Annotated in this window: 7 protein-coding genes; 4 read left to right on the forward strand and 3 right to left on the reverse strand. The window is 36.5% G+C overall.

Translation table 11 applies throughout. The features are described from left to right. Window positions 1-159 precede the first annotated feature (159 nt). Window positions 160-426 carry a hypothetical protein gene (locus AAEY94_RS20475; protein ID WP_011638879.1) on the forward strand — a complete coding sequence of 89 codons (267 nt, stop codon included), beginning with the start codon at window positions 160-162 and terminating at the stop codon, window positions 424-426. Between the two features lie 51 nt (window positions 427-477). Beyond that, on the forward strand, window positions 478-900 hold the full coding sequence (locus AAEY94_RS20480) for an Xre family toxin-antitoxin system antitoxin (RefSeq protein ID WP_011638878.1): 423 nt from the start codon (window positions 478-480) through the stop codon (window positions 898-900). Window positions 901-994: 94 nt separating this feature from the next. Here the strand turns inward: AAEY94_RS20480 and AAEY94_RS20485 are convergent, their stop codons facing one another. Next, window positions 995-1,165, reverse strand: coding sequence for a hypothetical protein (locus AAEY94_RS20485; RefSeq protein ID WP_165870202.1), 171 nt, complete (start codon window positions 1,163-1,165; stop codon window positions 995-997). An 801-nt stretch (window positions 1,166-1,966) separates the two neighbouring features. Between AAEY94_RS20485 and AAEY94_RS20490 the strand changes: the two genes are divergently transcribed. Further along, on the forward strand, window positions 1,967-2,305 hold the full coding sequence (locus AAEY94_RS20490; protein WP_350979890.1) for a cytosolic protein: 339 nt from the start codon (window positions 1,967-1,969) through the stop codon (window positions 2,303-2,305). A gap of 264 nt (window positions 2,306-2,569) precedes the next feature. Here the strand turns inward: AAEY94_RS20490 and AAEY94_RS20495 are convergent, their stop codons facing one another. Together AAEY94_RS20495 and AAEY94_RS20500 are read right to left on the reverse strand one after the other, a co-directional pair. After that, window positions 2,570-4,030 carry a DEAD/DEAH box helicase gene (locus AAEY94_RS20495; protein WP_182723571.1) on the reverse strand — a complete coding sequence of 487 codons (1,461 nt, stop codon included), beginning with the start codon at window positions 4,028-4,030 and terminating at the stop codon, window positions 2,570-2,572. Further along, window positions 4,027-4,533 (reverse strand): VspR family transcription factor, encoded by a 507-nt coding sequence (locus tag AAEY94_RS20500; RefSeq protein ID WP_102037347.1) that lies wholly within the window; start codon window positions 4,531-4,533, stop codon window positions 4,027-4,029. The genes AAEY94_RS20495 and AAEY94_RS20500 overlap by 4 nt, the downstream gene beginning before the upstream one ends. Before the next feature lie 101 nt (window positions 4,534-4,634). On the opposite strand from AAEY94_RS20500, the gene AAEY94_RS20505 reads away from it, so the two are divergent. Then, entirely contained in the window at window positions 4,635-4,871 is a 237-nt protein-coding gene (locus AAEY94_RS20505; RefSeq protein ID WP_102037348.1) for a helix-turn-helix domain-containing protein, read from the forward strand. Window positions 4,872-5,177: the final 306 nt, after the last annotated feature.

Below are 5,177 nucleotides of genomic sequence, written 5' to 3' on the forward strand. Positions count from 1 at the left end.
TTTTCATGCAGAATCTCCCTGCGTATATATTACGAGAAAATTCTACTTTTGAAATCTACTATTTTTAGGGGGGATTAGCCCAAACTTGTAACGTTTTATTTGATTATGTAACCAAATCAAGCTACCTTGATATCGTTACGTAATCAAGAGGTTCTAAGTATGGCAGATAAAAGTGATGCTCATAAAGGGGCGCATGGTGGTGTACGTAAAGGTGCTGGCCGCAAGACTAGATATGAAAAAACGATAGTGATGAGAGTTCCTGAACAATATAAAAATGCGATCAAAGCATTAATTCAACACATAGATGAATGCGAAAAAGTTGATCATCACTACTCACCTGTAGTTTCTAAACCTATATTTACAAGGTCGTTGCAGGGCAAGCCGCAACAAGTTACTTTTACGGTGAGTTCAGTAAAAGCAACTTGATATCGTTACAGAATCAAATGTATTTATCAAAAAAATTGTTTAGGACAATCTATGTATCAGAAAGCTTTCTATATACTTGGTGGCAAAGACTTTGATTTTAAGGATGATTCATTACTTAACATTATTCAGTTTCTCAAAATAGGTTTACCTGAAGCAATGCTGGATGAAGCAGCAAGATTAATGGGATTGAATAAAAAGCATGTAATCTTGCTGATAGGAAAAGCTTCAGGTAGCACAAGTTTAAAATTTGTTTGTCGACTATCCCCGAATCAGAGCGAACGTATGTTAATGATTATTGAAGTTTTAGCTCAAGCCGAGCAATATCACGGTAATAATGCAGCCGCTTTGAAATGGTTAAACACTCCAAACCTCCAATTATACAATGAAACCCCGCTGAATTATCTTGATACAGTAATGGGTATTAAACTTGTTTCAGAAGAACTAAATAAACTCTCTCATGGAATGACAACATGAAAAAAATTAGTTAGGATGCAAACAATCTCTATTGGAACTTTAGATAAATTCATCAAGAAATTAGTTATGGACAGTTAGTTTTCATTAAAGACTATTACAAGTCATCAATCCCAATTTCGATTTCTTCTTGATCACGTCGCCGATGAACTATTTCAGCTATTTCACAATCTTCATCTATAGCAAATAGCAAAGATTCATCATCATTTAAAGAACCGTCTATTTTAATATCCTTTAAAATACCTTTTGCTGAGCCATGTTTTTTCACAAAGGAACTCCTCTTACAAAATTTGTATTATAGGTATAAATGGGCCATTTACTAAACCGTTTTTGGACATAAACGAGCCAGTGATGAACAAGTCGAACAAGCAGTAGAGAAACAAACCGAGCAGCCAAACTATAACGCGCTGGGGCTTAGGCCCGAAACAATGGGTGTCTCGTATAAAATGTTCAAATAAAAACTCGAACAACAATGAATATCCTAATAAAAAAATATGTTACATAGCTATGCAACCTAATTTTTCTAGGGTCTATACTGATTTCAAAATCAAGTTCATATATTTTTAACCTTTTACAAAAAAGTGAATAAATGTATAGCCATAAAGCACATATTAAAAATATAAAAAAATACCCGCTCACGCTAACATCTGAAAAAAAACTAACATCATTTGCATTTAACACCCCATGCAAGATGAGAAAAACAAAACCTAATGATGAAAGCAATACCATAGACACTGCCCCAGAATGGCCAAAACTTTTACTTCTATAATATGCATAACCGCCAACAATATAACTACGAAAATAATACACTTTTAATTACCTCTAAGGTTTATATCTGTGTAGTGGTGCATCTTTTTGGTCACTGCTTTATAGATTCCGAAGTCGATATTTGGGTCTATCATTAGATAAATGATGCAAGTCAGAAATCGTGATTAACTCATAATGGGGCATAAACGAGTTTCAAGGTGCCCTAGTGAATGACCGTAAATTGCACATAATTACTAAATCTCTACTACGTTCTGCCCCTGATAATGTTAAAATCTCCGCATCAGAATTACCGAGAAACTCAATGTTTATCCATCATGTTAACGGCATCGACTGGCTAGTGATCACAGCTTTTGAAGAACTGAAAACTATGTTTATCGAAGAAGCCGGTACGATACCCTCTTGCTTCTCTACCGCCAGCGAATTGAACCTAGTTGATCAAGCAAAGCGAACTTATAGATATTTGCCTACTCTCAGCGGCGTAATCACCGATATCGGCACATATCAAAGTCAGGGTAACGAAGAAAATTTGACCCCACAGCTTGCCTGCTTAGTTGAGGGGCGTGGTCGAGTATTTATCTATCACGGCGGCTTTGTAGCTTTTGTGGATGACGAGCAAACCTTTATTACCCGAATAGACTGAAAATTATTCAGTAAGTTGAAATCGGCGAATTGGCATCCCTAGCAAGAAATGGGGCAGAAATTTGTTAACCCTAGCCGTTGCTCCGCAAAAAATTCAAAAATAATATAAATGCACAGTAATGACGTTTAAGCGTTATATGTAACGCTCTCATATAATGAGTTTTAATGCCAAAATTTGTGTGGAAACAAAATTCTCTAACTAACGAGTTCAAAACCATAACTTGGTTGTGTTACGTAATCATATAAAAACAACAATCTTATTGAGTTAATTGAAATCTAAAAGTCCCAGAGCTATTGTCTCTTGCTTGAATCGTCCAAAGTTATTGATAAGGTTTTTATATGAGGATGATAGATCATGTTCTTTTATCTCTGAAGCTAAGTCTTTGGTTTTAGTGTCATGTTCGTAACTGCAACTATTAGCAAATGTCTCCATTTCTAAGCTTGAGAGCTCAAGGTTTAGCCCTTTATTTGATGCTTGTGTCACCGGCGAGTCAAAAGAAATGGGCAAATCATTTAACTTTTTATCATATTCTTCGTTCTCTTTCATGTTTTCAAATTTGACGACATCAGCTTCGAACGGAATATCCTCTTTCACCCTGTATGCATATTCCAATAATTTGGGTTCTGCGGGCATATATAATATCGCTTGCTGATTTGTCGATTCCGTCAGTCTTAGAATTCGGCCCAATATTTGTCTGAAATGCATTTCGGTCTTAATGTTCGTCAGGTGACAACAAACCTGTAGACGTGGAATGTTAGTCCCTTCGCTTATCATTCCAACTGAAATAATCCACCTAGTTTGGGAGTGCCTAAAACGTTGAATGATGGTGCTAGAATTACTTTCTTTGTACGTAACTACAACAGCATCTTCTTTAAACCAAGATTTCATCAAAGAAGATATCATGTTTGCATGGCTAACAGACGATGCGACGATTAGCCCTGCTCCATCTGGGTTTACAAGCCTAATCTTCGATAGTTTTTTATGTGATGCAGTGATTATAAACTTGAGCACTGCCTCATTTTCAATGACCTGTTGGTACGAAACATTTGAGTTTGACAATAAATCGCTAAAGCTAGTAAATACCTGTGTGGCATTAGTATCGACAACCGAAATTTTCATATTATCCACAGCAACAATTTGAGGCACTCGACAAACTTTGTCACGAACAGCCTCAGCTAGACCATAGACATAATCACATGCGATTTGGCTGTCAGATTGAATATATTTTGACAGAACAATAGGTGCGGTGTCAGAGCGCCAAGGTGTGCCAGTTAGAGCTAAAGTAAATTTAGCTCTATCATGAATATTGAGTAAAATCTGCTCCCCCCACGAATTTGCATTTCCAAGGTTTGAGCCAGCACAGTGATGAATTTCATCGAAAATAACGAATATGCGGTTTGATTCGAATAGCTGCCAAAATTGGCCATCAAGAAACTGAAGACTCTGGTATGTTAACGACCGACCTTTTGCTCCCATAAGACCATCAAATCGTTCTCCTGCTTGTGTTTCTAAGCTTTCAGCGAAATCATGAGCAACAATTGATGAAGGAGAAAAGCATATGATTAAATCTATGAGCTTATTTTTTAAAAGGTAACTCGCTAACGCTGAAGCCATTAGAGTCTTCCCTGCACCTGGTGTAGCAAGCGTTAAAAAATGATTGTATCCATTAGAATAGTTGCTCAATGCTTGGTTAATACAGTGCTCTTGCCAAGGTCTAAGGTTCATGTTCTCTGCCTAATAATGTCTTCAATCGCTTTAATCTTGCCTAGCAGCTTCGTGTTGTTATCTCTTGCCATATGATATTTGGGTTGGATCTCGTCAACTAGTTCAGGCATATCTAAGTAAATATCTTTATAGGCCTCTGACTCTCCGATGCTTTGCAGTAACTCGGCTTTATAGCAAACCAACTTCTCTAATAATTTTTGATGATGACCATCTGTTTTAGTCGCCGCTATTGACTCGAAACTTATGGTTTTTACTTGAAGATTATTAGCATCGAAAAGATTTGTTTTACTAAAGCGAGTTTGGCCTTTAACTTTAGAGATACTCTTCTTCAACCACCCTTTTCTAACAAGCTTTAAGAGCTCGGAATAGATCATTCGCCTCACGTTGCTTGGATCAAGTTTGGGATCTTTTTTTAATGCTAGAAATGCAGACCTAACATCACTCGTAGTGAAATTGTCAAAATTTCCAGCTTCAATAACTTGAGCGACAACGGGATCTAACATTGCGACATGACCTAAAATAAACCCAATAATGGGTATTATAGGGCGTGGTGCTTTACACCTCAACATGAAAATCTAAACAATTTACCTGAAGGGAAAATAGGGTGAATGATTTAGTGACTGATTTTGGCAAAATGCTAAGATTAAAGCGTAAAAATGCAGGTTATTCTCAAGAAGACTTTGCTACATTGGCTGGTATTGAAAGAGGAAATTACGGGAAAATGGAACGTGGGCTTGTCAATGTCAAATTAGAAACGCTATATAAACTGGCAATCGCACTCGATTGCGAATTTGATGAAATTATGCCACCCAAGTGTAGTTACAAGGTGGAAGTAAATTAGAACGGAAGGTGTCAGCGATATTGCTTCATCTTCATGATGTAGGTCATGTTGTAGTGGCATATCCTGACTTACCTGAAACAAATAGAAAACGGGGGTTTTTCGTAAACTACTTTTAATTAACTAGAGAGATGATAAGCTTGCGAAGAAATTTAGATATTATGAATATATAATTTTTGAGACATTTATTGAAGGAAAGCGAACACTATTCAAAATTGAACACCTATTAGTTTGACCCTGTAACAGATTCTGTGTAACTACCTAATTTATATATAATCTGAAATTCGTTCTTCAAATTCAATAATAAAG

It is taken from the genome of Shewanella sp. AC34-MNA-CIBAN-0136 (assembly GCF_040309945.1).
GTDB lineage: Bacteria > Pseudomonadota > Gammaproteobacteria > Enterobacterales > Shewanellaceae > Shewanella.